At 72.9% G+C, this 26,232-nt stretch carries 27 protein-coding genes; 8 read left to right on the top strand and 19 right to left on the bottom strand.

All coding sequences use genetic code 11. From position 1 onward, the window contains the following. Positions 1–326 precede the first annotated feature (326 nt). Positions 327–1,283 (top strand): ABC transporter substrate-binding protein, encoded by a 957-nt coding sequence (locus tag DJ476_RS28310; protein WP_112491844.1) that lies wholly within the window; start codon positions 327–329, stop codon positions 1,281–1,283. A gap of 58 nt (positions 1,284–1,341) precedes the next feature. Here the strand turns inward: DJ476_RS28310 and DJ476_RS28305 are convergent, their stop codons facing one another. Beyond that, positions 1,342–2,568, bottom strand: a complete 1,227-nt coding sequence (locus tag DJ476_RS28305) for a DUF5685 family protein (RefSeq protein ID WP_112491843.1) — start codon at positions 2,566–2,568, stop codon at positions 1,342–1,344. 311 nt (positions 2,569–2,879) lie between these two features. On the opposite strand from DJ476_RS28305, the gene DJ476_RS28300 reads away from it, so the two are divergent. After that, on the top strand, positions 2,880–3,323 hold the full coding sequence (locus DJ476_RS28300; RefSeq protein WP_053561823.1) for a cell division protein SepF: 444 nt from the start codon (positions 2,880–2,882) through the stop codon (positions 3,321–3,323). A gap of 67 nt (positions 3,324–3,390) precedes the next feature. On the opposite strand, the gene DJ476_RS28295 is transcribed toward DJ476_RS28300, so the two are convergent. Together DJ476_RS28295 and DJ476_RS28290 are read right to left on the bottom strand one after the other, a co-directional pair. Further along, a complete protein-coding gene (locus tag DJ476_RS28295; RefSeq protein ID WP_112491842.1) occupies positions 3,391–4,611 on the bottom strand; it encodes an acyl-CoA dehydrogenase family protein in 1,221 nt (406 codons plus the stop codon). 103 nt (positions 4,612–4,714) lie between these two features. Then, positions 4,715–6,469, bottom strand: coding sequence for an MFS transporter (locus DJ476_RS28290; RefSeq protein ID WP_112491841.1), 1,755 nt, complete (start codon positions 6,467–6,469; stop codon positions 4,715–4,717). Positions 6,470–6,946: 477 nt separating this feature from the next. Here DJ476_RS28290 and DJ476_RS28285 point away from each other — a divergent pair, with 477 nt between their 5' ends. Next, entirely contained in the window at positions 6,947–8,002 is a 1,056-nt protein-coding gene (locus tag DJ476_RS28285; RefSeq protein ID WP_112491840.1) for a phosphatase PAP2 family protein, read from the top strand. 218 nt (positions 8,003–8,220) lie between these two features. After that, positions 8,221–9,068 (top strand): IS5 family transposase gene (locus DJ476_RS28275; protein ID WP_456339963.1). Its coding sequence is split into 2 segments (ribosomal slippage): positions 8,221–8,566 and positions 8,566–9,068, totalling 849 coding nucleotides; the frame shifts between segments, so codons are not numbered across the junction. Between the two features lie 109 nt (positions 9,069–9,177). Here the strand turns inward: DJ476_RS28275 and DJ476_RS28270 are convergent. From DJ476_RS28270 to DJ476_RS28255, 4 genes are all read right to left on the bottom strand, one after another. Further along, positions 9,178–9,393: an I78 family peptidase inhibitor gene (locus DJ476_RS28270; RefSeq protein WP_019765194.1), complete on the bottom strand. Its 216-nt coding sequence runs from the start codon at positions 9,391–9,393 to the stop codon at positions 9,178–9,180. 318 nt (positions 9,394–9,711) lie between these two features. Further along, the gene (locus tag DJ476_RS28265; RefSeq protein WP_103418635.1) at positions 9,712–10,725 is read right to left on the bottom strand and encodes a helix-turn-helix transcriptional regulator; all 1,014 of its coding nucleotides are present in this window, start codon (positions 10,723–10,725) and stop codon (positions 9,712–9,714) included. Between the two features lie 60 nt (positions 10,726–10,785). Next, complete coding sequence (locus DJ476_RS28260) at positions 10,786–11,622, bottom strand: transferase (RefSeq protein WP_112491839.1); 837 nt, start codon at positions 11,620–11,622, stop codon at positions 10,786–10,788. Continuing rightward, complete coding sequence (locus DJ476_RS28255) at positions 11,619–12,902, bottom strand: glycosyltransferase family 4 protein (protein WP_103418633.1); 1,284 nt, start codon at positions 12,900–12,902, stop codon at positions 11,619–11,621. Before DJ476_RS28255 ends, DJ476_RS28260 begins: the two co-directional genes overlap by 4 nt. 568 nt (positions 12,903–13,470) lie before the next feature. Between DJ476_RS28255 and DJ476_RS28250 the strand changes: the two genes are divergently transcribed. Next, positions 13,471–14,253 (top strand): hypothetical protein, encoded by a 783-nt coding sequence (locus DJ476_RS28250; RefSeq protein ID WP_028419892.1) that lies wholly within the window; start codon positions 13,471–13,473, stop codon positions 14,251–14,253. A 137-nt stretch (positions 14,254–14,390) separates the two neighbouring features. Continuing rightward, positions 14,391–14,717, top strand: a complete 327-nt coding sequence (locus DJ476_RS28245; protein ID WP_103418632.1) for a hypothetical protein — start codon at positions 14,391–14,393, stop codon at positions 14,715–14,717. 67 nt (positions 14,718–14,784) lie between these two features. On the opposite strand, the gene der is transcribed toward DJ476_RS28245, so the two are convergent. From der to DJ476_RS28210, 7 genes are all read right to left on the bottom strand, one after another. Next, positions 14,785–16,254 carry a ribosome biogenesis GTPase Der gene (gene der / locus DJ476_RS28240; RefSeq protein WP_070200474.1) on the bottom strand — a complete coding sequence of 490 codons (1,470 nt, stop codon included), beginning with the start codon at positions 16,252–16,254 and terminating at the stop codon, positions 14,785–14,787. Positions 16,255–16,332: 78 nt separating this feature from the next. Further along, positions 16,333–16,989, bottom strand: a complete 657-nt coding sequence (locus DJ476_RS28235; RefSeq protein WP_103418631.1) for a lysophospholipid acyltransferase family protein — start codon at positions 16,987–16,989, stop codon at positions 16,333–16,335. Further along, entirely contained in the window at positions 16,986–17,681 is a 696-nt protein-coding gene (cmk, locus tag DJ476_RS28230; RefSeq protein ID WP_112491838.1) for a (d)CMP kinase, read from the bottom strand. The genes DJ476_RS28235 and cmk overlap by 4 nt, the downstream gene beginning before the upstream one ends. Positions 17,682–17,868: 187 nt before the next feature. After that, a complete protein-coding gene (locus DJ476_RS28225) occupies positions 17,869–18,954 on the bottom strand; it encodes a prephenate dehydrogenase (protein ID WP_070200471.1) in 1,086 nt (361 codons plus the stop codon). After that, positions 18,951–19,313, bottom strand: coding sequence for a chorismate mutase (gene aroH / locus DJ476_RS28220; RefSeq protein WP_103418629.1), 363 nt, complete (start codon positions 19,311–19,313; stop codon positions 18,951–18,953). Before aroH ends, DJ476_RS28225 begins: the two co-directional genes overlap by 4 nt. A 45-nt stretch (positions 19,314–19,358) precedes the next feature. Continuing rightward, positions 19,359–19,985 (bottom strand): TetR family transcriptional regulator, encoded by a 627-nt coding sequence (locus tag DJ476_RS28215; RefSeq protein WP_112491837.1) that lies wholly within the window; start codon positions 19,983–19,985, stop codon positions 19,359–19,361. 7 nt (positions 19,986–19,992) lie between these two features. Continuing rightward, on the bottom strand, positions 19,993–20,355 hold the full coding sequence (locus DJ476_RS28210) for a DUF1304 domain-containing protein (RefSeq protein ID WP_103418627.1): 363 nt from the start codon (positions 20,353–20,355) through the stop codon (positions 19,993–19,995). Positions 20,356–20,497: 142 nt separating this feature from the next. On the opposite strand from DJ476_RS28210, the gene DJ476_RS28205 reads away from it, so the two are divergent. Together DJ476_RS28205 and DJ476_RS28200 are read left to right on the top strand one after the other, a co-directional pair. Next, a complete protein-coding gene (locus tag DJ476_RS28205; protein ID WP_112491836.1) occupies positions 20,498–20,935 on the top strand; it encodes a Rieske (2Fe-2S) protein in 438 nt (145 codons plus the stop codon). A 76-nt stretch (positions 20,936–21,011) separates the two neighbouring features. Next, entirely contained in the window at positions 21,012–21,701 is a 690-nt protein-coding gene (locus tag DJ476_RS28200) for a nucleotidyltransferase domain-containing protein (protein WP_112491835.1), read from the top strand. A 168-nt stretch (positions 21,702–21,869) separates the two neighbouring features. Here DJ476_RS28200 and DJ476_RS28195 read toward each other — a convergent pair whose 3' ends face one another. From DJ476_RS28195 to pnuC, 5 genes are read right to left on the bottom strand one after another with little or no spacing between them, the layout of a single operon-like run. Then, positions 21,870–22,649, bottom strand: coding sequence for a nucleotidyltransferase domain-containing protein (locus tag DJ476_RS28195; protein WP_112491834.1), 780 nt, complete (start codon positions 22,647–22,649; stop codon positions 21,870–21,872). Positions 22,650–22,652: 3 nt separating this feature from the next. Next, complete coding sequence (locus tag DJ476_RS28190; RefSeq protein ID WP_112491833.1) at positions 22,653–23,678, bottom strand: ADP-ribosylglycohydrolase family protein; 1,026 nt, start codon at positions 23,676–23,678, stop codon at positions 22,653–22,655. Next, positions 23,675–24,439: an NUDIX hydrolase gene (locus DJ476_RS28185; protein WP_112491832.1), complete on the bottom strand. Its 765-nt coding sequence runs from the start codon at positions 24,437–24,439 to the stop codon at positions 23,675–23,677. Before DJ476_RS28185 ends, DJ476_RS28190 begins: the two co-directional genes overlap by 4 nt. Continuing rightward, complete coding sequence (locus tag DJ476_RS28180) at positions 24,436–25,518, bottom strand: AAA family ATPase (RefSeq protein ID WP_112491831.1); 1,083 nt, start codon at positions 25,516–25,518, stop codon at positions 24,436–24,438. Before DJ476_RS28180 ends, DJ476_RS28185 begins: the two co-directional genes overlap by 4 nt. Further along, complete coding sequence (gene pnuC, locus DJ476_RS28175) at positions 25,515–26,171, bottom strand: nicotinamide riboside transporter PnuC (protein WP_103418620.1); 657 nt, start codon at positions 26,169–26,171, stop codon at positions 25,515–25,517. The genes DJ476_RS28180 and pnuC overlap by 4 nt, the downstream gene beginning before the upstream one ends. Between the last annotated feature and the right edge of the window lie 61 nt (positions 26,172–26,232).

Below are 26,232 nucleotides of genomic sequence, written 5' to 3'. Positions count from 1 at the left end.
ACGTCCACCCGGATGCCTGTTCCACTGAGCCCATGCATGCGCAGCAGTGGCTGGTCACCCGCTCCCACATCGACTTCGGTCGCGTGTGGTCCTCTTCCTGTTGAGCTGACCCCCTGCTGTTCCGTTCTCCCTGCTCACGCCCGCTCTGAGGCGTTCGAGCACTGTTCCTCGCGTGACTTCACCTCCACCACACCGCGTCGCCCTCCCCTCGCTCCGCCGCACCTTTCCGTGCGTCCGCACCACTGAACCTTCCGTCGCCGCTCCCCGCCCTCCCGGGCCCGGGGCCGGTCGGCGTACCTTGACGAACCCGGAGAAAAAGCAGAGACATGCCCAGATCACGCCAGAGCGCCCTTCTCGCCCTGATCGCCGCCGCCGCGCTGACCCTCTCCGGCTGCGCCGACCCGGCGGAGCCCGGGGCGAGCACCGCCGGGAAGGGCGAGGCCGAGAAGGGGGACACCCCCACCACGGACGTGGTGTCCCAGGTGAAGAAGGACGAGGCGGCGGCGAAGCTGCTGCCCGAGGAGGTACGGAAGGCCGGCACCCTGCGGATCGCGGCGGCCACCGGCTCCCCGCCCGGCGCCTTCTACGAGAAGGACGGCACCACGCTCTCCGGCGCGGACATCGACTTCGCGGACGCCGTCGCCAAGGTGCTGGGCATCGAGCTGAAGCGCGAGGTGGCCTCCTTCGAGGCGATCCTGCCGGCGCTCGGCAGCGGGAAGTACGACCTGGGCACCGGGAACTTCGGCGTCACCGGCGTGCGCCGCAAGACCATCGACTTCGTGACGTACATCAACGACGGCCAGGGCTTCGCCGTCCGGGACGACAGCGAGCTGAAGCAGGTCACCGACCTCACCGACCTGTGCGGCCTGAACGTGGCCACCGGAGCGGGCACCACCTTCGAGGTGACCCTCCAGGAGAACCTGCCCCGGTGCGCCGAGAAGGGCAAGAAGCCCTACGAGGTGAAGACGTACGCCGACCCGGCGGCGGTCTGGCTCTCCCTCAAGCAGGGCCGCACCGACGTGAACATGTCCACCATCAACGGGCTGCGCTACGCCGTGAGCCAGCAGGACGGGGTCCGCTTCCTCAACGAGTACAAGCGGCTCGACGTGGGCTTCGCCTTCAAGAAGGGCAGCCCGCTGACCCCGGCGTTCCAGGCGGCCGTCAACCAGCTCAAGAAGGACGGGACCTACGACCGGATCCTCACGAAGTGGGGCACCACCGAGTCCGCGATCGAGACCTCGCAGATCTCGCCGCCCGAGCTGAAGGGCCCCGAGCCGAAGTAGCCCGGCAGCGGCGGGTCCGCGGGACCCGCCGGCAGTCGCCCCGGCGGGTCCCGCGGGCTCAGCAGTCGCAGCCGCAGGACTCGCCGCAACAGCAGCAGCCGTCGCCGCACTGGCCGCAGCAGTTGCACGCCTCGCAGCAGTCCCCGCAGCTCTGGCAGGGCGCCTCCCGCCGCTCCCGGCTCCAGGGGTCCTCGTAGCTCCCGCAGCACATCTGACAGGTGCAGGCGAGCCCGGCCCACACCAGGCACCCGGCGATCAGCCCGCGCCGGTCGCGCGGCGGCCGGGGCGGGGGCGGCGCGGCCGGGCCACCGGGGGTGGGACCGTAGGGGTTGCCGGGCGGCGGGCCGTACGGATTCCCCGGCGGCGGGCCGAAGGAGCCGTCGGGCGACACCAGCCCCTGGGACACATCAAGACCCTGGTGCGAGCAGGACGAGGTGCCGAACGCCCGGTCCACCGAGCGCCGCAGCTCATGGGCGAGCAGGACGTGGACGAGCCGGCCGTCGGTGAACTCCACCTCGCGCAGCGCCAGCCGTACGCCGTGCAGCGCGTCGTCGCAGAGCCGGCGCGCCTCGGTCAGCGGGGTGCCGGTCACCGTGAGCGGGTTCCAGGCACCCGACACGGCGTCAGCCTCCCGGTCCTCCACGGCGTCCAGCAGATGCGCGAGCCGTCCGAAGAGGCGCCCGGCCTCCGCGAGCGGGGCCGCGTTCTGCGGCTTCCCGGCGAGGACGGCGGTGTGGGCGAAGGCCGCCGCGGTGGCCGTCTCGGTGGGTTCGGTGACCGTCAGCAGGGGCGTACCGGGCCCGGCGAGCGTCTCGATGCCGGTCTGCCGGTCGACCGCGTCGACCAGGAGGGCGGTGTCGAAGCCGAGCGCCGCCCCCGTACGGGCACCCGCCCGGTCCCAGCCCGCCGCCACCCGGCGGGCCGCCGCCGCGACCGGCCGCCGGGCCAACAGCCCGTCCCGGTCGGCCACGTGGTCGCGCACCTTGGCCGAGGCGAGGACCAGCGAGACGGCGGCGGCGAGCCTGGCCCCCTCCCCCATCGCGACCGGGGCGGTCCGCATGGCGCGCAGCGGACACGGCCCCGCGGTGCGCCGCCCGGCCGGGGTGGTCCCCGTCTGAGCCTCCGTCAGGACCGAGACGATCAGACCGTCATAGTTCGTGACAATCCGGGCGAACTGTCCGTGATCCGCCCTCAGAGCCAGGCAGAGACCGCAGAGATGGGCCATCCACTCGGTCCGCAGCCCCTCGGAGAGCCGGTGGGTACAGGGCCTCACGATTCCGAACACGACGATCCCCCGCGAGCCGTTCCAGCCGGTGCGCGCCGTTCGCGCACCTGAGCGCCGTGCATCGTATCGAGTGATCCGTTCACCCGTACGTCCCCCAGGTCACCCGTACGGACCGGCGCATCATATTTTCTCATCGGAACCCCCTTTATCCAGGAGGAACCTTGACGAACCGCCACATGTTCTGCACCAGTACCGTCACGAATCACCTGCGCGGCGACTATCCACTTGGCGCGGTATCCGCATCATGGACGACCATAGGGATACGTAAGAGATGCGGAACACCAAGGAACCGCGGTTGAGAGGAGGCGTCCATGGGATCGGTGCGCAAGGCAAGTGCCTGGCTGGGCCTCGTGGAGGACAACGACGAGCGGTACTACGACGACGAGTACGCGGAGGGTACGGAGACGGGCACGGGCAACCAGGCCTGGGTCACCGACCCCCGGGTGCAGGTGGCCGCCGAGGCTGCCGAGGAGCGGGACCGCCGGATCGCCACGGTGACCCCGGACAGCTTCCGGGACGCCCGGGCCATCGGCGAGCTGTTCCGGGACGGCGTCCCGGTGATCGTCAACCTCACGGCCATGGACCCCGCCGACGCCAAGCGCGTGGTGGACTTCGCCGCCGGGCTGATCTTCGGTCTGCGCGGTTCGATCGACCGGGTGGCCACCCGGGTCTTCCTGCTCTCCCCCGCCGACACCCAGGTGGTGGCGGGCGAAGCCGCCGGCCGGAAGACCGACGGCTTCTTCAACCAGAGCTGAGCAGGGCGCTCGCCGGAAAGTTCCGGTCAGCGCCTCCGGTCGGCACGCCCCGTGGGACGTGCCTCGGTCACCGGAAGGCGTCGAGACCGGTGAGCGCCTTGCCCAGCACCAGCTGGTGCATCTCCACGGTGCCCTCGTACGTGAGCACCGACTCCAGATTCGTGGCGTGCCGCATCACGGGGTACTCCAGCGAGATCCCGTTGGCCCCGAGGATCGTGCGCGCGGTGCGGCAGATCTCGATGGCCTCCCGCACGTTGTTGAGCTTGCCGAAGCTGACCTGCTCGGGGCGGAGCCGTCCCGCGTCCATGCGCCTCCCCAGATGGTGGGCGAGCAGGATGCCCTTGTGCAGTTCAAGGGCCATGTCCGCGAGCTTCGCCTGGGTGAGCTGGAAGCCGCCGATCGGCCGGCCGAACTGTTCCCGGGTCCGCGCGTAGTCGAGGGCCGACTCGAAGCTCGCCCGCGCCGCGCCCATGGCGCCCCAGACGATCCCGTACCGCGCGTGGCTCAGACAGCTGAGCGGACCGCGCAGCCCCTTCGCCCCCGGCAGCACCGCGTCGGCGGGGAGCCGGACGCCGTCCATGACCAGCTCGCTGGTGACCGAGGCGCGCAGCGACCACTTGTGGTGGATCTCCGGCGCGGAGAAGCCGGGGGTGTCGGTGGGGACGACGAAGCCCCGGATGCCCCGGCCCTCGTCGCCCTCGTCGGTCTGCGCCCAGACGATCGCGACCCCGGCGACCGAGCCGTTGGTGATCCACATCTTGCGGCCGGTGAGCACCCAGTCCTCACCGTCGCGCTTGGCGTACGTCCGCATCGCGGCCGGGTCGGAGCCGTGGTCGGGCTCGGTCAGCCCGAAGCAGCCGATGATCTCGCCCGCCGCCATGCCGGGCAGCCACCGCTGCTTCTGCTCCTCGGAGCCGAAGCGGTGGATCGCGTACATGGCGAGGGATCCCTGTACGGAGACGAGCGAGCGGATCCCGGAGTCGGCGGCCTCCAGCTCCAGGCAGGCCAGCCCGTACTGGACGGCGCTCGCCCCGGCGCAGCCGTACCCGTCGAGGGACATCCCCAGCGCGCCGAGCGATCCCAGCTCCCGGGCCAGCTCCCGGATGCCGGGCAGCTCCCCCTTCTCGTACCACTCGGCGATGTGCGGCAGGACCCGGTCGGCGGCCCAGGTGCGCACGGTGTCGCGGATCGCGAGGTCGTCGGGGCCGAGCAGATCGTCGATGCCGAGGGGGTCGGTGGCGTCGAACGGCGGGAGCTTCGACGGCTTCGCGGACTCGGTGCTGGACATGAGGGTGCCTCCGGCGGCTCGCACGGTGTCCGGAAGGGTGGGGTCCGGCCACGCCTTCCGAAAACTAGCAGTGGTAGTCAGGGCGTCGTGGAGACGTTACGGCTCAGTGTGCCGCCCGTCCAGAGCCGGTCGCCTCGGCCGGTTCGCGCCGCGCGGGGAGCGTCACGCGCCGGGCCGGGCGCTCGGTGGTCGCGGGCGCCGGGCGCGGGGACGCCTCGCGCTCGGTCGGCGCGGGGGCGGGGGCGGGGACGCGGGGCTCGGCGGCACCCGCCCCGGCCTCGGGCGTGGGGTCGGCTTCGGAGCAGAACTCCTTCGGCGGGCACTCCATCGCCCTCGGCAGCCGCAGGGCGGCCAGCGCGCCGAGCAGCAGGAGCCCCGCGCTGACGAAGAGCGTGATGTGCAGCCCGCCGACGAAGGCGTGCCGGGCCGTGGAGCGCAGCAGGTCCCCGAGCGGGCCGCCCAGCTCGGCGGCGACCTGGTAGGCCTCGCCCAGCGAGTGGGAGGCCTCCGCTCCGGCGCGGGCGGGGACGCCCTGGTCGCGCAGGGAGGCGAGGCCGGGGGCGTAGGCGGCGTTCATGACGCTGCCGAGGAGGGCGATGCCGAGCCCGGCGCCGAGCTGGTAGGAGGTCTCGCCTATCGCCGCGGCTCCGCCCGCCCGCTCCGCGGGGGCGTCGCTGAGCATCGACTCGTACGCCCCGAAGAGCGTCGTCTGGAGTCCGAAGCCGAGCAGGACGAAGGCGGCGGTCAGCAGGGCGGGCCGGTCGTGGTGGCCCATCGAGGTGAGCAGCAGCACGGCGGAGGCCGTCAGGACGAAGCCCCAGCCCACCATCCTGCGGGGCCCGAGGCGGCGCAGGGTGTACGAGCCGGTGGCGCCCGCGGCCATCGCGGCGAAGGTCAGCGGCAGCAGCCGCAGCCCGGTCTCCAGCGGGCTGAGCCCCAGCACGAGCTGGAGGTACTGGACGGCGATCAGCTGGAGGCCGACCAGGGCCAGCATGGCGAGCACGATGCAGCCGACGGCGGTGGAGAAGGCCGGGCGGGCGAACATCGAGATGTCGATCAGCGGGTGCGTACGGCGCTTCTGACGGCGTACGAAGAGGATGAGCAGCGCCAGGCCGAGGGCCAGCGGGGCCAGCGCGACCGGGTCCAGGAGTGCCGCCCCGCCGCCCAGCCGCTTGACGCCGAGGACGACGCCGAGCACCCCGGCCGCGGCCATCAGCGCGCCCAGCACGTCCCACGGCCCGTCCTGGGAGCCGCGCGACTCCGGCAGCAGCCAGCGGCCGAGCGGCAGGATGACCGCCATCAGCGGGATGTTGATGAGGAAGACCGAGCCCCACCAGAAGTGCTGGACCAGGAAGCCGCCGACGACCGGCCCGGTGGCGGCGCCGACCGCGGCCACCGCGGTCCACACCCCGATGGCGAGCGCCCGCTCCCGCCGGTCGGGGAAGACCTGGCGCAGGATCGACAGGGTGGCGGGCATGATCATCGCGCCGCCGACGCCGAGCAGGGCGCGGGCCGCTATGAGGACGGCCGGGGTGTCCGCGCAGACGGCGAGCAGGGAGGCGGCGCCGAAGAGGCCGTAGCCGAGGAGCAGCACGCGCCGTCGGCCGACCCGGTCACCCAGCGTGCCGAAGAGGATGAGCAGGGAGGCGCAGACGAGGGGGTAGGCGTCGACGATCCACAGGAGTCCGGTGGCGCTCGGGCGCAGGTCCTCGGTGAGCGAGGGGACGGCGACGTGGAGCACGGTCGCGTCGAGCGCGACCACCAGCAGGCTGAGGCAGAGGACCACGAGGACGACCCAGCGGTTGGCGCCGTCGGCGGCGCTGCGCAGCCGTGCCGCGGCCGTGGTCGTCCCGGACATCTACGTACCTCCCGATGGGTCCCTCGCGCTCGGTGGACCGGCGGGGACTGTGGCGTGTCGCGTCTCCGGGGGCCCGGCATCGACGGGCGAGTGCGCCGTCAGCGTACGCGAGTTCGGCCTGCTGACACGTGGTCCACCTCATATGCCGGTCCGCCACACAGTGTGTCGTACGCCACTGCGGCCCCACCGGCGGGCCCCCGCACCGCGCCCCGCCGGGCGGACCGGGGGCGGGCCGCGACGGTGCGCTCCTCCCCCGAATGGGCGGATCAATTCCCGCGGATTCCCCCCGTACGAAATTGCCCGGAAGATCAAACACACTTCCGAACGGAACCCCGGGGAAATGGGGCGCAAGATCACGGGGATTGTTCTCCGGGGCCGGAAAAAGTAACCCCTCTGAGACGAAGTCCACATCACATCGTCATCACAAAGCGGCCGTATTGGCCAGCACGCACACTCACTCGCTGTAACGTCGATTGGGTGCGTACCGACATCTTCGCCCGCCTGGACCGGGAGCCGGAACCGCCGAAGATAGTGGCACCGCGGATGAGCCGTCACCGCATCGCCCTCTTCGGCGGGACGTTGGCGTTCTATCTCGCCATCGTCTTCGCCGTGCTCGTGACGTCCTGGCTGGTGGCCCTGGACTGGAAGGTCATGCTGTTCCGGCCCTACCAGCAGTGGCCCGAACTGCACGCCTTCCTCGACTACTACGTCGTGCTCGGCCAGCGCGGCCCGACGGCGGTGATGGTCGCCTGCTGGCTGGGCTGGCGCTCCTGGCGTCAGCACACGCTCCGGCCGCTCCTGGTCCTCGGCACGGCCCTGCTGCTGCTGAACGTGACGGTGGGCGCGGTCAAGCTGGGCCTGGGGCGGCTCGGCCCGCACTACGCGACGCAGATCGGCTCGGCCGAGATGTTCGCCGGCGGCGATATATTTCCCTCCGGTCACACCGCCAACGCCGTCGTGACCTGGGGAATCCTCGCCTATCTGGCCACCACGCCCCGGGCCAGGCGCTATCTGTCGGCGCTCTCCGCCACGGTCTCGCTGGGTGTCGGCCTCACCACCGTCTACATCGGCACGCACTGGCTCAGCGACGTCCTGCTGGGCTGGGCGGCGGGGCTGCTCATCCTGCTGGCGCTGCCCTGGTTCGAGCCGCTGATCGCCCGGACGGAGAGCTGGATCTTCGACCTGCGCGAGCAGTGGCGGGCCCGGCGCAGGGCCGTACGCCCGGCAGTCGCCCCGCAGGACGGGCCGCAGCCGGTGCTGCTCCCGCAGTCGATCGCGGGCGAGGGCGCGGCCTTCACGGGCGCGGCGGCGACACCCGCCGCGCCCGCCACAGCCGCCGCACAGGTGGCGACGGGAGTGGCCACGGCCACCGCGACCGCCACGACGACCGGGGCCCGGGCGCGGGCGCACACCCCCACCGCCTGCCCGGAGCGGCCGCCGGTGGCCCCGGCGGGCAGCCGCCGCCCGCCGCAGCACCCGGACCACGGCTCCCGGAGCACCGCGAGCCCGGCGCGGCCGATGACGGGCGGCTAGGGCCTGTCGTCAAACTGCCGTCGTCGCCCGGAGGGCGGCCGTGCGGCGTCCGGTGCGTGCGATCGCAAGGCGCCGGGATGGTCTTGTAGCGGAGCTACCAGGGCATCTCGGCAACGCCGCGAGCGTGCGTGCCGGGCGCCGCACGGCACGCGGCAGTTTGACGACAGGCCCTAGGGCCTGTCTTCAAAGGCTGTTGATGGGGCATCATATGCCCCGTGGTGCGACGACATGAGCTCTCGGATGAAGAGTGGGACGTTCTGTCGGGGCTGCTTCCGCGGACGGAAACGGGGCGGCCCCGGCGGGACGACCGGGTGGTACTGAACGGAATCGTGTGGAAGCTGCGGACCGGTTCGGCCTGGCGTGATGTGCCGGAGAGGTACGGGTCCTGGCAGACGTTGTACACACGTTTCCGCAGGTGGGCGCTCGATGGCACGTTCACGCGGATGCTTGAGGCCGTCCAGGCTCAGAAGGATGCGGCTGGGGACGTCGACTGGCTGGTTTCCGTGGACTCCACGATCACCCGCGCTCATCAGCACGCGGCCGGCGCCCGCAAAAAGGGGCAGGCCCTGCAGAAACGGCACACGCTCACGCCCTCGGGCGATCCCGTGGCGGACTGACGACCAAGATTCACCTCGCCTGCGACGGCCGCGGCCGTCCGCTCGGCTTTGTCGTCACCGGCGGCAACATCAACGACTGCACACAGTTCGAGCAGGTTCTCGCGCAGATCAGGGTCCGCCGCCCAGGCCCAGGCCGATCGCGCAACCGGCCCGATCATCTCCTGGGCGACAAGGGATACAGCAGTCGAGCCATACGCAACTACCTGCGGAAACGCGGTATCCCGCACACCATCCCGGAACGCTCGGACCAGCAGACGAACCGCCGCCGTCGTGGCAGCAACGGCGGCAGGCCGCCCGCTTTCGACAAGGAGCGCTACAAACAGCGCAACGTCGTCGAGCGCTGCTTCAACGCGTTAAAGCAGTACCGGGCCATAGCCACCCGCTACGACAAAACTCGCGAATCCTACGAAGCAGCACTCACCATCGCGTCACTCCTGATGTGGATATGACCCTTTGAAGACAGGCCCTAGGACCTCCGCGTACGGCGAAGGCCCCGACCACACCCTGGTGGTCGGGGCCTTCGCCGTACGCGGTCGTATCAGGGGCGCGGGGAGGGCGTCAGCCGACCCAGCAGCGGGTCACCGTGGCGTCCTCGACCTGGAAGTTGATGCGCCCGGAGCGGAACTCCATCGTCAGGAACGAGCCCGGCGGGACCGCCCGGACCGTGTCCCAGCCACGGCTTCTGGCCAGCTGCTCGGCGGCGTCGGCGGCGAGGCCGACATACGCGTCGGGGGCGTCGTCGGGCTGTGCGGGAGGGGTCGGTAGAGAGGCCATACCCCTCACCGTAGGCGTCCGCGGAGCCGGACGGAAGGCCGGACCGGAGCCAGGCCCGGCATGGTCACATGCCGTCGCGGTCACGCTTGTGTCACAGAATCCCCACACACCCAAATCCCGCCCTATTCACCCGAACGGCCCGCCGGGAAGCGGGGGTGCAAAATGGTCCGCCGCCCCCGCACGGCCGCACTGCGGGGCCGGTCGCCGTACTCCGGAAACACCCGGGGTGACCTGCCGCTTTTACCCGGGCGGGGACCCTTCACTCGAATGGCGGGGACACCGGGAATTCATGCTCCCTTATACCTGTCCTACATTTCCTCACGCTTCTTCCACGGTTCCTCCTCCCTCGCGGAACCGGGAGGAATCCCCGGAGCCGGCGAGCGCCCGGTCGAGCCGGTCCCGGGCCCGGGCCATCACCTCGATCAGCTCGGGCGGCTCCACCACCTCGAAGTCGATCCCCATGAGCAGCACGTGGATCACCAGGACCTCCAGGTCGGGCGCGCCCGCGGTGAGCCGGCAGCTCCGCTCGTCGACGGGCTCCAGCACCCCGGCGGAGGGCGGGACGCGCCTGGCTGCCTCCGCCACCGGGGCCTTCAGCAGGAGCACCGCCCGCGCCGCGTAGGCGGAGACCGAGACGCCCCGGGAGACATAGGCGGCCAGGTCCTCGGCGGGCGGGGTGCGGGGCGTGAAGCGGGGGCCGTGCGGGGGTGTCGGGGTGATCCGGTCCACCCGGAAGGTCCGCCAGTCCGCCCGGTCGAGGTCCCAGGCGACGAGGTACCAGCGGCGCTCGGTGCAGACGAGCCGGTGCGGTTCGACGGTCCGGCGGGAGTCCGAGCCGCTGTGGGCGCGGTAGGAGAAGCGGAGCCGCTCGCTGTCCCGGCAGGCCCCGGCGAGTTCGGTGAGGAGCCCCGGGTCGACGGTCTCGGAGTCCGCCCCGTGCAGCATCGGCACGGTGAAGGCGCCGAGCGCGCTCACCCGGCGCCGCAGCCGGTTCGGCAGCACCTGCTCCAGCTTGGCCAGGGCGCGTACGGAGGTCTCGCCGATGCCCTCGATGCCGTGGCCCGCCGCCGTACGCAGCCCCACGGCGACCGCGACGGCCTCCTCGTCGTCCAGCAGGAGCGGCGGCAGCTCGGCCCCGGCGCCGAGCTGGTAGCCGCCGCCGGTGCCGGGGCTGGCGTTCACCGGGTAGCCCAGCTCGCGGAGCTTCTCCACGTCCCGGCGGACGGTGCGCGGGGTGACGCCGAGCCGTTCGGCCAGGTCGGCGCCGGACCAGTCCCGGTGGGCCTGGAGCAGTGAGAGCAGGCGCAGCAGTCGTGCCGAGGTCTCCAACATGGGGAGGAGTCTGCCAGGGCTTGCGGACAGGAGCTGTCCGCAAGCCCTGGCGAGGTCTGTTCAGGCGGTGGCGGGCCGGGGCTCCACCCGTACGGAGAGGTCGTTGCCGACCGTGTAGCAGGGGGTGGCCATGGCGCCCTCGGCCACCGGACGGCCCGGGTAGACGAAGGTCTTGTGCCGGGTCCAGACGTCGTCCAGGATGCGCGAGATCCTGACCGCCTTCGCGCCGGGGGCCGGGATCAGCCAGAGCCACCAGAGCTGCTCCTCGGCCACCGGGCCGGTGACCAGCGGGGCGTAGGGCAGGGTGAAGGCGAAGCCGCCCGGCTCCCCGGTGGCGGTGAGCGGGACCCGGTGGAGCCGCGAGGGGTCCCCCTGGAGCCGGGCCTCGACCACGGCGTCCTCCCCCGCCCCGGCCCCGTACAGCACGCCCTCGACGCTCATGCCGGCCGGGCCGACGCGGATGGCGCCGGCCTCGGCGTGCGGGGCGCGGACCCAGCTGCGGACCGCGAGGCGGCCGTCGAGGGTGGGGTAGGGCACCCGCCAGCGGACGGTGGCGGTAGCGGCGTCGGGGGCGCGGTCGACGAGGGTGCGCAGATCCCGCAGCCCGGGCAGGACGGCCGGCATGTGCTCGGAGCCGGGCTCCTCGACGTACGTGTCCCACCACCCCTCGGGCAGCTCGGTGGCGGGCTCCAGCACCGCCCGCAGCCGGCCGGGGGCGCTGCTGCTCAGCGCGAGCCGGACCGTGGTGCCCGCCCCTCCCCTCCGGCGCAGCAGCAGTACGGCCCCGGGGCCGGGGCCGGGGGCGGTGGCAGTGGTCAGCTCGAAGGTGAGCGTTCCGGCCGGGTCGGCGACGCAGTCGGCGCGTACGGTCGCGTCGGCGGTGGCGGTGGTGGTCATGCGGTCCTCCCCTTGCGGAGCACGTCGGCGGCCTTGTAGCGGAGTGCGTACGCCCCGTCGAGCACGGTGCCCCGGGTGCGGTGCAGCGCGGTGCGCAGGGGCCCGTGGCTCCGGCTCCCGGCGCCCCGGGCGACGAGTTCGGTGAAGAGGCTCTCGTGGCGCTCGGCGATCCGCGCCGGGTCGAAGCGCTCCGACGCCCCGAGCGCGGCGCGGCCCATCCGGTGGCGCAGGCCGTCGTCCTCGATCAGCCGGAGCAGCGCGGCGGCGACCGCGTCGGTGTCCCCCACCGGTACGAGGCAGCCGTCGACGCCGTCCTCGATGATCTCGGCCGGTCCGTGCGGGCAGGCGGTGGCCACGACCGGCAGTCCGCCGCGCATCGCCTCGACGATGGTCATCCCGAAGGACTCGCGCTCCGACGTGACGGCGGCGATCGACCCCTTGGGCCACTCGGCCTCCAGCGGGCTGGCCGCGCCCATCAGGAACACGTGGTTGTGCAGGTCCAGCCGGTCGATGAGCGCGCGCAGCGTGGCCTGTTCGTCGCCGCTGGCGTCCGCTCCGCCGTAGATCCGCAGCCGCCAGTCCGGGCGGGCGGCCGCGACCTGGGCGAAGGCCCGTACGAGCAGGTCGTACCGCTTGACCCGGTGCAGCCGGCCGGCCGCGACGACCCACTTCAGATCGCCGTCGGCGGGCGGACAGCCGGGCACGGGCACGGCGTTGGGGATGGCCTCGATCCGCACGCCGGGCAGCTTCATCCGGCGGCGGTAGTCGGCGGCGTCGGCCCGCGTGACGGTGGTGAGGGCGTCGAGCAGGGTGTACCGGTGGGCGATCTCGCGCCGCAGGCGGTAGCCGTGGTTGTCGAGGGTCAGGTGCTCCTGCCCGACGCGCACCGGGCCCCGGCGGGTCTGCCGGCTGATGTGCACGTTCAGCCCGGGGCGGGTGCCGACGACGACATCGGCCTCGAGCGTCCGGAGGTGGTCGGCGATCCGGGCGTCGGTGAGCCTGCTGTACTGCTTGTGCCGACTGTCGCCGCGCGGGAACACCACGGCGGGCCGGGCGTGTTCGGCCGCGTCCCCCTCGTAGCTGCCGCTCTTCTTCCGCAGGTCGACGAGGTGGCGGAGCGTCACGCCCTCGGGCGCGCCGAGCTGGGGTGCGTCGCGGTGCCGGAAGACGGAGACGATCTCGACGTCGTGCTGTTCGGCGAGGGCGCGGGCGAGCGTGAAGGTCGACCGGATCGTCCCGCCGATGCCGTACGCGTTGTGCAGAAGAAATGAAATATGCATGGAGCCGCCGTTTCCCCCTGGTCGGGCCGGTATCGCGTGACTGTATGTCCCGGCGGTTCACCATCTGTTCCGCCGCCCCGTTCCACCACCTCGAACGGGTCCGGAATCCGGGTGGATTCCGCCGTGGAATGCGTCGCACCGTCCGGTAGCCCCGCCGCACCGCCGGAACCGTGGCTGACCAGCCCGTTCCTGGAAGCCGCGGGTCCGGATCGCACTCGGCGTCCGGTGTCCGCGCACGCTTCGGGGACGGCCGGTGCATTTCCCGGCCGCCTGCCCGCCACCCGTTCCGGCGACGCATTCCTCCGTGCTTGACGTGGGAAAAAGCGGGGAGGTTGCCTGCGTCCGGAGAAAATCTCCGGAGACTATGTCCGCCTGCCTCTCCCCGCTCTCCGAAGGGGCGGGAGGCCGCTCCCCGGAGAGACCGGAGATCGACTCATCGATGTGACGATGAGTCGACATGGCCCTCACTTCCGTCCACGCCGGTGCGTGACCCCGGCCGCGGATTCCCCGTTGTCTCTTCATGAGCCGGGAACCCCCCGGCCCACGCACCGAGTCCGAGGAGCCACCCGTGCCGCGCATGCTCGACGTCAGCCAGGACGTACGCGCCGAGATCGGCGACGACGAAGCCGACCGGCTGCTCGTCGGCGACGACACCCCCGGCAGCTACGACTGCACCTCCTGCCGCACCCCCGGCGACTCCGACCAGGAGCGCACCAGCACCGTGCTGTTCATCGGGGACGAGACGGCCGTGCTCGCGTTCGCCCACGCGACGTGCATCCCCTCGCAGGTCGTCAAGGTCGCGGAGGACCAGCTCCAGGGCGCGGTGCGCAGCATCACCGGCAGCGAGCAGAAGAATACGGAGGGGCGCATGCCCGAACAGGCCGTCCTCGGCATCACCAGCGGTCTCGTTCTCATCGAGGACGATGTCCGCCCGGCCCTGGTCGTCGAACCGACCGGCCCGGTCGCCCGGCCCGGCACCGACGGCAGCGGGGGCGACGAGTTCCTCCAGCTGCTGCTGGAGCAGGGCTTCCACCCGGCGCCCGACCTGCACACGCTGCCCGCGCCGCTGCCCGGCTGGTCGGTGCTGCTCGCCGTGGGCCAGCTGCACGCCGTGCTGCAGCCGGGCTCCGGCGGCGGGAACCCGGTCGCCTGGTGGCAGGCCCACCAGCCGCTCCAGGTCACCGACGGCTGGCGGGCCGCGGTCAACAAGTCGCAGCAGGTCCTGGTCTTCGCCGCCCCGGCCGGCACCATCGGCCAGCAGCCGCGCGAGGACCTGCTCCGGGACGCCCTGGAGAAGGCCGCGGTCAACGGGGTCCTGGTCGCCGCCTCGATGCCGCTGGCCGGGACCTGAGGATGTCCGCCCCGCTCGGGCACCCCCGCCGAACAGCGTTTTCTCCGGCGGAACCGCATCCGACGGGCGACGAGGTCGTTGGCACCTACGTGCACTCATACGACCCGTCCCGCCAGCACCAGAGCCAGATTCCTGCCATGCGTCCCGCGCAGGATCCATCGGCGGGCACCTCCGCCACCCCGATCTACGACGCGCTGTACTCCGAGTACCGGCGCTCGTTCCGGGCGCTGCCGGGTGACCGGAGCGGTGAGGAGAACCTCCGCTTCCCGGCCTTCAGCGCGGGGTTCTTCGCCTCCCGGGCCCCGCTGCCCGGCCACCCGTCCCCGCCCGGGTCCGCCCGGCAGACCGGGACCGGCGGCGGCCAGAGCCACCACACCGGGACCCTCGGCTCCTGGCAGCGGGTGGGCCGGCACGCCGGGCGCCCCCGGCCGACGGCGCTTCCGCCGGGCTCCCGGGAGTCCTGAGAGCGGGTACGGGAGAGCCCCGGCACGGTCCCTTCGTACGGGCCGTGCCGGGGCTCTCCCGTGTGCGCTACTTGTTGCGGCCGCGCTTCTCGCGGACCCGGACCGAGATGTGGATCGGGGTGCCCTCGAAGCCGAACTCCTCACGGAGCCGGCGCTCGACGAAGCGGCGGTAGCCGTGCTCCAGGAAGCCGGAGGCGAAGAGGACGAACCGGGGCGGCTTGGTGCCCGCCTGGGTGCCGAACAGGATGCGCGGCTGCTTGCCCCCGCGGATCGGGTGCGGGTGGGCGGCGACGATCTCGCCCAGGAACGCGTTCAGCCGGCCGGTGGGGACGCGGGTCTCCCATCCCTCGATCGCGGTCTCGATCGCCGGGACCAGCTTCTCCATGTGGCGGCCGGTGACGGCCGAGACGTTGACGCGCGGGGCCCAGGAGATCTGTGCCAGCTCCGTCTCGATCTCGCGCTCCAGGTAGTAGCGGCGCTCCTCGTCGAGGGTGTCCCACTTGTTGAAGGCGACGACCAGGGCGCGCCCCGCCTCCACGGCCATCGTGACGATGCGCTGGTCCTGGACGCTGATGGACTCGCTGGCGTCGATCAGGACGACGGCGACCTCGGCCTTCTCCAGGGCGGCGGCGGTCCGCAGCGAAGCGTAGTAGTCGGCGCCCTCCTGGAGGTGGACGCGGCGGCGGATACCGGCGGTGTCGATGAACTTCCAGGTGATGCCGCCGAGCGTGATCAGCTCGTCGACCGGGTCACGGGTGGTGCCGGCCAGCTCGTTGACGACGACCCGGTCCTCCCCCGCGACCTTGTTGAGCAGGGAGGACTTGCCGACGTTCGGGCGGCCGATCAGGGCGATGCGGCGGGGGCCGCCGGGGGCGGTGCCGAACCTCTGGGCCGGGGCGTCCGGGAGCGCCTCCAGGACGGCGTCCAGCATGTCACCGGTGCCCCGGCCGTGCAGCGAGGAGACCGGGTAGGGCTCACCGAGGCCCAGTGACCACAGGGCGGTGGCGTCGGCCTCGCCGCTCTGGCCGTCGACCTTGTTGGCGCAGAGCACGACGGGCTTGCCCGCCCGGCGCAGCAGCTTGACGACGGCCTCGTCGGTGTCGGTGGCGCCGACGGTGGAGTCGACCACGAAGACCACGGCGTCGGCGGTCTCGATGGCGTACTCCGCCTGGGCGGCGACGGAGGCGTCGAGGCCCAGCACGTCCTGCTCCCAGCCGCCGGTGTCGACGACCTTGAACCGGCGGCCCGCCCACTCGGCCTCGTAGGTGACGCGGTCACGGGTGACGCCGGGCTTGTCCTGCACGACGGCCTCACGGCGGCCGATGATCCGGTTCACCAGGGTCGACTTGCCGACATTGGGGCGGCCGACGACGGCGAGCACGGGGAGCGGGCCGTGACCGGCCTCACCGAGAGCGCCCTCGACCTCCTCGGGGTCGAAGCCCTCCTGCGCGGCGAGCTCCATGAACTCCGCGTACTCGGCATCGCCAAGCTCTCCGTGCTCGTGGTCCGAGCCGCCGGAGTGAATCTGGTCGTTCATGAAGTCCGTTCCTCTTTGCATCATCATCGATGGACCGCGATCAGCGCCGTCCACTACTCAAGTCAGGTCAAGTCTGGCCTATCGGCCGGTGAGGCGCTTGGCGCTCTCCAGGTGGGCGGTGAGCCGCGCCTGGATCCGCAGGGTCGCCTCGTCCAGCGCCTTGCGCGTCCGCCGCCCGTCGCCGGCGCTCGCGTCGAACGCGTCCCCGAAGACGACGTCGACCCGGCTGCGCAGCGGGGGCAGCCCCCGTATCAACCGTCCACGGCGCTCGGTGGATCCCAGGACGGCGACGGGGACGATCGGCGCCCCGCCGCGTACCGCGAAGTACGCGAGTCCGGCCCGCAGCGAGGCGAAGTCGCCCTCACCCCGGGTGCCCTCCGGGAAGATCCCGAGCGCCCCGCCGTCCGCCAGGACGCCCAGCGCGTGGCTGATGGCGGTGCGGTCGACGGTCGTACGGTCCACCTCGATCTGGCCGATCCCGTGCAGGAACGGGTCGAGGGGGCCGACGAACGCCTCCTTCTTGATCAGGAAGTGCACCGGCCGGGGCGCGGTGCCCATCAGCATCGGGCCGTCGATGTTGTGGGAGTGGTTGACCGCGAGGATGACGGGTCCGGCGGCGGGCACCCGCCACGCGCCGAGCACCCGCGGCTTCCAGAGCCCGTACATCAGGCCGATGCCGATCCGCCGTCCCACCGCGGCCCCGCGCAGCGTCGGCGCCCCCGTGGCGTCGCTCACGCGGCGGTCCGCTTCTCCTCGACGAGGGTGACGATGCACTCGATGACCTGCTGGAGGGTCAGCTCGGTGGTGTCCACCTCGACGGCGTCGTCCGCCTTGGCGAGGGGGGAGGTCTTGCGGCCGGAGTCGGCGGCGTCCCGCCTGATCAGGGCCTCGCGGGTGGCGGCGAGGTCGGATCCCTTGACCTCACCGCTGCGGCGGGCGGCGCGGGCCTCCGGGGAGGCGGTGAGGAAGATCTTGATGTCGGCGTCGGGCAGCACGGTGGTGCCGATGTCCCGGCCCTCGACGACGATGCCGCCCTCGGCGCCCGCGGCGATGGAGCGCTGCAGCTCCGTGATGATCGTGCGCACCTCGGGGACCGCGCTGACCGCGCTGACCTTGGAGGTGACCTCCTGGGTGCGGATCGGGCCGGAGGCGTCCTCGCCGTCGACGGTGATCGTCGGGGCGGACGGGTCGGTGCCGGAGACGATCACCGGCTTGGCGGCGGCGGTGGCGATCTCGGCCGGGCTGGAGACGTCGATGCCGTTGTTCAGCATCCACCAGGTGATGGCCCGGTACTGCGCGCCCGTGTCCAGGTAGCTCAGGCCGAGCTTGGCGGCGACGGCCTTCGAGGTGCTCGACTTTCCGGTGCCGGAGGGCCCGTCGATGGCGACGATCACGGCGGAGCTTGCGGTTTCCACGGCGGTGGACACCTTCCTGGTACACGGGGTGGGGACGGACGGGCCACGGGAGGCCTCGTACCAGGTTACCGAGTGCCGGGCGCGCCCTTGTACCCCGTACGGCTCAGGGGCGGGGACCGTACGGGGCAGCCGGCGCCCCCGGCCGGTGGGACGCGCGTGTCCCCGTACGGTCCTGGGCCGCGTCCCCGCCCGTCCGGGGTCAGCCGCGGACCGACCAGCCGCGTTCGGTCAGGGCCGCCGCGAGTACGGGGGCCGCGCTCGGCTCGACCATGATCTGGACCAGGCCCGCCTGCTGCCCGGTGGCGTGCTCGATGCGGACGTCCTCGATGTTGACCCCGGCCCGGCCCGCGTCGGCGAAGATCGCGGCCAGCTCGCCCGGCTTGTCCCCGATGAGGACGGCCACCGTCTCGTACGCGGCCGGGGCGGCGCCGTGCTTGCCCGGCACCCGGACCCGGCCCGCGTTGCCCCGGCGCAGGACGTCCTCGATGGCGTCGGTGCCCGCGCGCCGCCGCTTCTCGTCCACGGAGTCGAGCCCCCGCAGCGCGGTCACGGTCTCCTCCAGGTCGGCCGCGACCCCGGCCAGCACGTCCGCGACCGGGCCGGGGTTGGCGGAGAGGATCTCCACCCACATCCGGGGGTCGGAGGCGGCGATCCGGGTCACGTCCCGTATGCCCTGCCCGCAGAGCCGTACGGCGGACTCGTCGGCCTCCTCCAGCCGCGCGGCGACCATGGAGGAGATCAGCTGCGGGGTGTGCGATACCAGGGCGACGGCCCGGTCGTGGGCGTCGGCGTCCATCACCACGGGGACGGCCCGGCAGAGCGCGACCAGCTCCAGGGCGAGGTTGAGGACCTCGGTGTCGGTCTCCCGGGTCGGGGTGAGGACCCAGGGGCGCCCCTCGAAGAGGTCGGCGGTGGCGGCGAGCGGGCCGGAGCGCTCCTTGCCCGCCATCGGGTGCGTACCGATGTACGGGGTGAGGTCGAGGCCCAGCGCCTCCAGCTCCCGGCGCGGGCCGCCCTTGACGCTGGCCACGTCCAGGTAGCCCCGGGCCACCCCGTCGCGCATGGCGGTGGCCAGGACGGTGGCGGTGTGGGCGGGCGGTACGGCGATCACGGCGAGGTCGACCGGGCCGGTGGGCGGCTCGTCGGTCCCGGCACCGAGCGCGGCGGCGGTGCGGGCCGACTCGGGGTCGTGGTCGACGAGGTGGACGTGGATGCCACGTCCGGCCAGGGCCAGGGCGGCGGAGGTGCCGACGAGCCCGGTTCCGATGACGAGGGCGGTTCTCACTGGGCGATGTCCTTGCGCAGGGCGGCGGTGGCGCCGAGGTAGACGTGGCTGATCTCCGCGCGGGAGAGGTAGGTCTCGACATGGGCGAGGAGCCGGACGACGCGGGGCATGGCCCCCTCGATGTCCAGCTCCTGGGCGCAGATCAGGGGGACGTCGACGATCCCGAGGCCGCGCGCGGCGGCGGCCGGGAAGTCGCTGTGCAGATCGGGGGTGGCGGTGAACCAGATGCTGATCAGGTCGTCGGCGACCAGCTCGTTGCGTTCCAGGACGGCCGTGAGCAGCTCACCGACCCGCTCCTCCATGTGTCCGGCCTCGTCCCGCTCCAGCTGGACGGCGCCTCGGACCGCTCGTACCGCCACGTCCTGACTCCTCGCTCGTTCACTTCCGCGCTGCTCCTGATCACCCTAGAGGGGCGGGGCGGGGTCCGGCCGCCGCGCTCTCCAGGTGAGACGGGCGGTGGCGTGGACCGCGAGGAGCAGTTGCCAGATCCGGCCGGCGAGTTGCTCAGGGGCGGCGGTGACCTCCCCGTGCACCCAGTCGGCCAGCACCCCGGTGAAGATTCCGGCCACCGCGCTCGCGGTGAGGTCGTGGCCGGGGTCCGCCGGGCGGCGGGCGTTCAGCTCGTCGAGGCTGCGCTGCCGCAGCTCCCGGTGGAGCCGTTCGCCGAGCGGCCCGCCGCCGCCTTCGCGCAGGAGGCCGCGGTAGACGGGCGCCCGGGCGTGGACGGAAGTGAGGAGGGCGGCGAGCGGGGGCGGGGGCGCCTCCGGGCCGGGTGGCGCGCCCTCCCAGGCGTGGAGGGCGTCGACCGCCTCGGTGACGACGTCGGCGCAGGCGTCCACGGCGAGGGCGTGCAGGTCGTCGTAGTGGAGGTAGAAGGTGGCGCGTCCGACCCCGGCCCCGCGCACCACCTGCGCGACGCTGACCCGGTCGAGCGGCCGGTGCTCGCAGGCGGCGAGGAGGGCTGCCCGGAGCCTGGCCCGGGTGCGTGCGGTACGGGGGTCGGCGCTGCCGTCGGTGACCGCGGGCGTCAACGGGGGCTCAGCCCGCGAGCAGGACGGCGCCGAGGGCGATCGCGGACGGCACGGCCTGGACGTAGAGGATCTTCCGGCTGACGGTGACGGCCCCGTAGACCCCGGCCACGATCAGGCAGCCGAGGAAGAAGACCTGGGCCTGGAAGGCGACGGGGTCGGCGGCGAGGAGGCCCCAGACCAGTCCGGCGGCCATGAAGCCGTTGTAGAGGCCCTGGTTGGCGGCGAGGGTGGCGCTCTCGCGGGAGAAGGCGGCGGTCGTACCGAAGGCCCTGCGGCCGCGGTCGGTGTCCCAGAGGAACATCTCCAGGACCAGGAAGTAGGCGTGGATCAGCGCGACGAGCGCGACCAGGACCTGAGCTGCGATGTGCATGACGAGCGGCCTCCCGGGGTAATTTCCTGGACGACTGTACAGGAAGTGCTCCCGGCCCGCCCGGTTGCTTCACCTCCGCGCTCCCCGCCGCCACCATGGCGGGCACGGATCCCCCCACTGACACCTGACAACTGGAGAGCCCATGAACGCACGGCGAAGGACGGTCCTGGCGGCGGGCGCGGCAGGGGCCGCCGCCCTGGTGACCGGCTGCGGATCGGACGGCGACGGGGGCGGTGGCGGGGACACGGCCGCCACCTCGCCCGGCACCTCCCCGGACGCCTCCCCCGGCGGCGGGCAGCGGCTCGCCTCGACCGGTGACGTCCCGGTCGGCGGGGGCACGGTCTTCAAGGAGCAGAAGGTGGTGGTGACCCAGCCGGAGGAGGGCGAGTTCAAGGCGTTCTCCGCCGTCTGCACCCATGCGAACTGCCTGGTCTCGACGGTCAGCGACGGCACCATCAACTGCCCCTGCCACGGCTCCAAGTTCTCCATCGCGGACGCGGCGGTCGAGGCAGGTCCGGCGACCCGCCCGCTGCCGGCCGAGCGGATCACGGTCACGGACGGGGCCATCCGGCTGGGCTGAGCAGTGGGGCCGCGCCCGCCCCGGCCCGGGGATGTCCGGATGTGGCCCGGCCCGCCGTCCACGTACCCTCACGGCCATGATCACTCCCGCCGACGAGGCTCTCGTACGTGACCACACGGTCTACGCGTGTGTGATGGGCTCCCGCGCGTTCGGGCTCGCGACGCAGGACAGCGACACCGACCTGCGCGGGGTGTATGCCGCCCCCACCCCGCTGTTCTGGGGCTTCACCAAGCCCCCGACCCATGTCGAGGGCCCGGCGCCCGAGCAGTTCTCCTGGGAGCTGGAACGCTTCTGCAAGCTGGCGCTGCGGGCCAATCCGAATGTGCTGGAGTGCCTGCACTCCCCGCTGGTGGAGTACGTGGACGACACCGGCCGGGAGTTGCTCGCCCTGCGCGGGGCGTTCCTCTCCCGCCAGGCGCACACCACGTTCGTCCGCTACGCGCTGGGCCAGCGCCGGAAGCTGGAGGCGGACGTCCGGCTGTACGGGGAGCCCCGCTGGAAGCACGCCATGCATCTGCTCCGGCTGCTGGCGAGCTGCCGGGACCTGCTGCGCACCGGTGAGCTGCGCATCGAGGTGGGCGACGCGCGCGAGGAGTTGCTGGCAGTGAAACGGGGCGAGGTGCCGTGGCCGGAGGTGGAGCGCCGGATGAACCGCCTGGCCGAGGAGAGCGAGGAGGCGGCGGAGGCCTCCCCACTGCCGCCCGGGCCGGACCGGGCGGCAGTGGAGGACCTCCTCGTACGGGTGAGGAGAGCGTCGGCGCGGTAGTCCGGGGGCGACAGGGCATCGGCCCGGCAGGAGCTTTCCGGTGGCTTCCGGGTCCGGGCCGGGCGGGTGGCGCCCCGGCTGCCGGCCGTCGGGGCGTCGGCCGGTCAGTCCCTGGGAGGCGTCGGTCCGGCAGCCCGAAGAGCCGCAGAGCCGCAGGGCGTCAGGCCCTCACGGCGTCAGCCTCGCCCGTACGACCAGGTCGTGCAGGGCGTCGAAGGCCGTCGCGGTCTCCGGCAGCCGGGAGCGCTCCTGGGCCTCGTCCAGGACGCGGTGCAGCGCCTCGATGTCCCGGGTCACCGTCTCCCCGTCCGCCTCCGTCGCCGCCGCGTGCTCGGCCTCCGCCTTCGCCTCGATCAGGCCGGGCAGATACGCGGGGGCGTCGACCTCGTCGAGGAGGGCGGGCAGATGGGCCAGCACCTCCCCGCTGCGCATCAGGTGGATGCCGGTGAGCAGGGCCCGGAAGGTGTAGAGCAGCGGCTTCAGCTCGCCGGTCTTCCCGTACAGCCGCCACTGGGTTCCGGCGAAGCCCCGGTAGTGGTGGGCGTGGTGGCGGGTCAGCACGCCGGGGACGAGGGCCGCCAGTTCGGTGTGGAGATCGCTCGTGTGGACCACCAGCGGGGAGAGCAACTGCTCCAGGACGTAGCCGTTGGGCCGGAGCATCAGCCGGACGAACTTGCGCAGGTCGTGGGTGACGAGGTCCAGTTCGACCCCGTCCCGCTCCCACATCCGCGTCCGGGTCTCCTCCGGCTCGCGCAGCCCCACCAGCGCCTCGGCGGGCAGGACGTGGACCCCCCGCAGGTCCACGTCCGAGTCCCGGGAGGGGAAGCCGTAGAGGTGGGCGCCGGAGACCGTGGCGAAGACCAGCGGGCCCGGGGCGTCGGCGAGGTCGGGGCGCAGGTCGACGACCGGGAGGCCGGCCCGCGCCAGGGTGAGAGGGGTGGGGCTCATCGCTCAAGCATCCCAGAGCGCCGCCAGGGAGAGCAGGTCGCTCCGGTACTCGATCCGCTCCGACCACTCCTGGGGCCAGGCCCCCGCGCCCAGGTGGGCTCCTGCGAAGGCGCCCGCCAGGCAGGCGATCGAGTCGGAGTCGCCCCGGGTGCAGGCGGCCCGGCGCAGGGCGGCGAGCGGGTCCTCGGGGAAGAGCAGGAAGCAGTGCAGGGCGGTGGCGAGGGCCTCCTCGGCGATCCAGCCGTCGCCGGTGCGCTCGCACGGGTCGGTCTCCGGCGACGCGTCGCGCAGGGCCTCCTGGACGGCGGCCAGGGCGCTCTGGCACTCGTCCCAGCCACGGCTGATGAACGCCTCGGGCGAGGTGTCCCCGGCGTACCGCCACAGGTCGCCCAGCCAGCGGGTGTGGTAGCGGCCGCTGTTCTCGTACGCGTAGCTGCGCAACTGGCCGATCAGGCCGAGCGGTTCGGCGCCCTGGGCGAGCAGGAGGACCGCGCGGGCGGTGAGGTCGGAGGCGGCGAGCGCGGTGGGGTGGCCGTGGGTGAGGGCGGCCTGGAGCTGGGCGGCCCCGGCGCGCTGTTCGGCGCTGAGGCCGGGGACGAGGCCGATGGGCGCGACCCGCATGTTGGCGCCGCACCCCTTGGAGTGCGTCTGGCTGGCCTCCTGCCAGGCGCCGGTGGTCTCGAGGAGACGGCAGGCGGTGAGGCAGGTGTTGCCGGGGGCCCGGTTGTTGTCCGGCGAGTGGTACCAGGCGATGAACTCCCCGCGTACCGGGTCCACCATGCGCTCCGGCGTGAGCAGTCCGCTGTCCATGGCGGTGCGGATACCCCGGCCCAGCGCGATCGTCATCTGGGTGTCGTCGGTGACGAACGCGGGGGTCGGCAGCTCCATTCCCCGCCAGGGGCCGCACTTGGCGAGGATCGAGGGCACATCGTTGAACTCGGTGGGGAAGCCGAGCGCGTCACCGAGCGCGAGCCCGGTCAGCGAGCCGGTGGCCGCCTGCTTGGTCAGTCTTCGGGTGGCGATGGTCATGGCGTTCGTCCTTCCGGGCGGGAGAGGGATGCGTCGGTGGGCTGCGGGCGCAGCAGGGGCGGGTGGAGGGTCGTGGCGCCGCCCGCACGGTGGAGCGCGGCCGGTTTGCCCCGGCCGCCCGTGCGGCGCGGGGGGCCGTCGACGGGCCGGACGAAGCCGGGCGCGCCCAGGACCTTGCGGCGGAAGTTGGGGCGGTCCAGCTCGACGCCCCACACCGTCTCGTAGACCTGCTGGAGCTCACCGAGGGTGAACTCGGGCGGGCAGAACTCCGTGGCCAGGCAGGTGTATTCGAGCTTGGCGCCGATCCGGTCGCGGGCGTCGGCCAGGATCCGGTCGTGGTCGAAGGCGAGCGGTCCGGTGGCGCGCGCGTCCCACCACCGGGCACTGGCCGCGTCGCCGCCGCCGCGCGGTTCGGGCAGGTCCGGCAGGAGGGCGGCGTACGCGACGGAGACGACCCGCATCCTCGGGTCGCGGTCCGGGTCGGTGTAGGTGCGCAGCTGCTCCAGGTGGAGGGAGCCCACGGCGTCCGGGCCGAGTCCGGTCTCCTCGGCCAGTTCGCGGCGGGCGGCCTCGTCGGCGGACTCGCGGGGCAGGAGGAAGCCGCCCGGCAGCGCCCAGCGCCCCCGGAAGGGGTCCTGGCCGCGCTCGACCAGCAGGACGTGGAGCGCCGCGCCCCGGACGGTGAAGACCGCGAGGTCGACGGTGACCGCGAAGGGCGGGAAGGCGTGCGGATCGTACCCCTCCGGTACGCCGGTGCTCATCGCTTCTCCGGGAGGGGGGCGGCGAAGTCCCAGCCGGTGGCGAGGAGTCCGTCCACGGCGGCGACGGCCCGGGCGAGCCGGGTCTCGGGCTGGCCGGTGATCTCGATGAACCGTCTTCCCGTGCGGGTGAGTTCGGCGCGGAAGCGGTCGGTCATCCAGGGGCGCAGCTCCTCGCCGTCGCGCAGTCCGTCGTCCTCGAAGGCGACGCCCTCGTGGTCGGTGAGGAGCCAGAGGTGGTGGGGGGCGGCCCGGTCCGCGATCTCCTCGACGAGGGGGTTGCGGCCGCCGACGTACCGCTCGTGCCAGACGGTGGTGGCGAAGGAGTCCGTGTCGCAGAAGAGGACCGGGGAGCCGGTGCGGGCGGCGGCCTCCTCGCGCTCGTTCTGGGTGCGGGCGATGGCGGGGAAGTCGTCGGTGGTGAAGGTGACGTCCTCCCAGGCGGCTCCGGGCCACCGCTCGCGCAGCTCGGCGAGCTTGCGTTCGCTGTACTCGCGCCCGTACTCCGCGACGTAGCCCGTCCGTCCCCAGACCCCGCCGCGGGCACGGTAGTGGCCGGTGAGCGCCCGCGCGAGGGTCGTGGTGCCGGTGGACTCGGCGCCGAGGACGACGACCCGGCGGGCGAGGGCGGCCCGCACGGGCGCGCGGAGGAAGTCCCAGCAGCCGACGGGGTCCTTGCGGACGGCGGTGCCGGAGACCGGGAAGAGGGTGCGGTCGGGGTCGACGAGCACCGACGCGGCGCCGAAGCGGCGGCCCAGCTCCTCCCCGTACGGCTCCGAGGTGAAGACCGCGTCCACCCGCTCCGGCACGGCGGCGGTGAAGACGGCCATGTGCGCATCCCAGACCGCCGGGTCGGTCACGTCCATGTGCGTGTCGTCGACCGCGCCGACCACCGTGACGTCCGGGTGCGCCTCGCGCATCCAGGCGACCCGGTCCGCGAGCGGGACGGACTCCACGGAGGCGGCGCAGACCAGCACGGTCAGCCGTTCGCACCGGTCCCGGGCGGTCTCGACGAGGTGGTGGTGGCCCGCGTGCGGCGGGTAGAACTTGCCGAGGACCAGGCCGTGTCCATAGCGCTTCATGCGGCGGCCACCTCCAGCGGGCGGGCGGTACGGGCGGTCAGGTCGCGGTGCCAGTTGCGCAGGCCGACGATGCAGAGGGCGAGGAACCCGGCGTACAGCAGCGAGGTCAGATACAGCCCCTTGTGCGCGTAGAGCGGGATGTAGACCACGTCCGCCGCGATCCACAGCCACCAGGACTCCAGCCGCTTCCGGCACTGCCCGTACGTCGCCATCAGCGAGAGCGAGGTCGTCAGGGCGTCCCAGAACGGGACGGTGGAGTCGGTGGCCCGGGACAGCAGCAGGGTGATCCCGGCGGTCCCCACCACCCCCGCCGCGAGCAGCCAGGCCCATTCGGTGCGGGTCGTCCTGCGCACCGGCAGGGTCGTGGTGCCTGGTCCACCCCCGTGGGTCCAGGTCCACCAGCCGTACGCGGCGAGGGTGATGAAGACGATCTGGAGGCCGGCGTCGGCGTACAGCCCGGCCTGGGCGAACAGCAGGATGAAGAAGACGTTGTTGGCGATCCCGATCGGCCAGTTGGCGATGTGCTGGCGGGCCACCAGCCAGACGCAGAGCGCCCCGCTGCCGAAGCCCAGCACCTCGGTCCAGCTGACCGGGGTGTCCAGGACCGTCACCAGGGGCTGCTGCAGGGGATCGAGTATGTCCGCGAGGCTCACGGGCCCGCCTCCTTCTTAATAGTCACTCTGACTATAAAGGGTGGGCGAGGGCGGCAAAAGG

The sequence above is a fragment of the Streptomyces bacillaris genome (assembly GCF_003268675.1).
Classification (GTDB): domain Bacteria; phylum Actinomycetota; class Actinomycetes; order Streptomycetales; family Streptomycetaceae; genus Streptomyces; species Streptomyces bacillaris.
Note: the sequence above shows the minus strand (reverse complement) of the source record. Positions and strands in the feature narration are given on the sequence as shown.

Excerpts from the sequence above, each read along its gene's own strand:
- DJ476_RS28245 (WP_103418632.1), top strand. The coding sequence starts at position 14,391 with ATGCGTCCCGCGCAGGATCCATCGGCGGGCACCTCCGCCACCCCGATC.
- DJ476_RS28185 (WP_112491832.1), bottom strand. The coding sequence starts at position 24,439 with ATGAGCACCGGCGTACCGGAGGGGTACGATCCGCACGCCTTCCCGCCC.
- DJ476_RS28210 (WP_103418627.1), bottom strand. The coding sequence starts at position 20,355 with ATGCACATCGCAGCTCAGGTCCTGGTCGCGCTCGTCGCGCTGATCCAC.
- DJ476_RS28290 (WP_112491841.1), bottom strand. The coding sequence starts at position 6,469 with ATGTCCGGGACGACCACGGCCGCGGCACGGCTGCGCAGCGCCGCCGAC.
- DJ476_RS28265 (WP_103418635.1), bottom strand. The coding sequence starts at position 10,725 with ATGTTGGAGACCTCGGCACGACTGCTGCGCCTGCTCTCACTGCTCCAG.
- DJ476_RS28205 (WP_112491836.1), top strand. The coding sequence starts at position 20,498 with ATGAACGCACGGCGAAGGACGGTCCTGGCGGCGGGCGCGGCAGGGGCC.
- DJ476_RS28260 (WP_112491839.1), bottom strand. The coding sequence starts at position 11,622 with ATGACCACCACCGCCACCGCCGACGCGACCGTACGCGCCGACTGCGTC.
- DJ476_RS28195 (WP_112491834.1), bottom strand. The coding sequence starts at position 22,649 with ATGAGCCCCACCCCTCTCACCCTGGCGCGGGCCGGCCTCCCGGTCGTC.
- DJ476_RS28310 (WP_112491844.1), top strand. The coding sequence starts at position 327 with ATGCCCAGATCACGCCAGAGCGCCCTTCTCGCCCTGATCGCCGCCGCC.
- DJ476_RS28300 (WP_053561823.1), top strand. The coding sequence starts at position 2,880 with ATGGGATCGGTGCGCAAGGCAAGTGCCTGGCTGGGCCTCGTGGAGGAC.
- DJ476_RS28255 (WP_103418633.1), bottom strand. The coding sequence starts at position 12,902 with ATGCATATTTCATTTCTTCTGCACAACGCGTACGGCATCGGCGGGACG.
- DJ476_RS28200 (WP_112491835.1), top strand. The coding sequence starts at position 21,012 with ATGATCACTCCCGCCGACGAGGCTCTCGTACGTGACCACACGGTCTAC.
- DJ476_RS28180 (WP_112491831.1), bottom strand. The coding sequence starts at position 25,518 with ATGAAGCGCTATGGACACGGCCTGGTCCTCGGCAAGTTCTACCCGCCG.
- DJ476_RS28295 (WP_112491842.1), bottom strand. The coding sequence starts at position 4,611 with ATGTCCAGCACCGAGTCCGCGAAGCCGTCGAAGCTCCCGCCGTTCGAC.
- DJ476_RS28190 (WP_112491833.1), bottom strand. The coding sequence starts at position 23,678 with ATGACCATCGCCACCCGAAGACTGACCAAGCAGGCGGCCACCGGCTCG.
- DJ476_RS28270 (WP_019765194.1), bottom strand. The coding sequence starts at position 9,393 with ATGGCCTCTCTACCGACCCCTCCCGCACAGCCCGACGACGCCCCCGAC.
- der (WP_070200474.1), bottom strand. The coding sequence starts at position 16,254 with ATGAACGACCAGATTCACTCCGGCGGCTCGGACCACGAGCACGGAGAG.